1 protein-coding gene is annotated in these 660 nt (G+C 56.4%); it reads left to right on the top strand.

The window, feature by feature from the left end; all coding sequences use genetic code 11:
* Positions 1-68 precede the first annotated feature (68 nt).
* On the top strand, positions 69-660 hold a 592-nt coding region (locus E0D98_RS25345), incomplete at its 3' end, for a GTPase family protein (RefSeq protein WP_096955618.1).

Below are 660 nucleotides of genomic sequence, written 5' to 3'. Positions count from 1 at the left end.
ATCTCCGTGAATCCCCCGCCACCTTTCCGGTGCGCGGGGTTTTGTCTTTTTTCACCGGGAATACATGTATGAATCCGTCTGATGCCATTGAGGCAATTGAAAAACCGCTCTCCTCCCTGCCTTACTCACTTTCCCGTCACATCCTGGAACATCTGCGCAAACTCACCAGCCACGAACCCGTGATTGGCATTATGGGAAAAAGCGGGGCCGGTAAATCTTCACTCTGTAATGCACTGTTTCAGGGGGAGGTCACCCCGGTCAGTGATGTTCACGCCGGCACCCGGGAAGTGCGGCGCTTCCGTCTGAGTGGCCACGGTCACAGCATCGTTATCACTGACCTGCCCGGGGTGGGCGAGAGCCGGGACAGGGATGCAGAGTATGAGGCCCTGTACCGTGACATTCTGCCTGAACTTGACCTGGTGCTGTGGCTGATTAAAGCCGATGACCGTGCCCTGTCTGTGGATGAGTATTTCTGGCGACACATACTGCACCGGGGACATCAGCGGGTACTGTTTGTGGTGACGCAGGCCGATAAAACGGAGCCCTGCCATGAATGGGATATGGCCGGTATTCAGCCTTCTCCTGCACAGGCACAGAATATTCGCGAAAAAACGGAGGCGGTATTCCGTCTGTTCCGGCCCGTACATCCGGTTGTGGCCG

It is taken from the genome of Escherichia sp. KCJ4928, assembly GCF_004352695.1.
In the GTDB taxonomy this organism is placed as follows: domain Bacteria; phylum Pseudomonadota; class Gammaproteobacteria; order Enterobacterales; family Enterobacteriaceae; genus ECMA0423.
The sequence above is the reverse complement of the archived record's forward strand: the minus strand, read 5'-3'. Positions and strand labels throughout refer to the sequence as shown.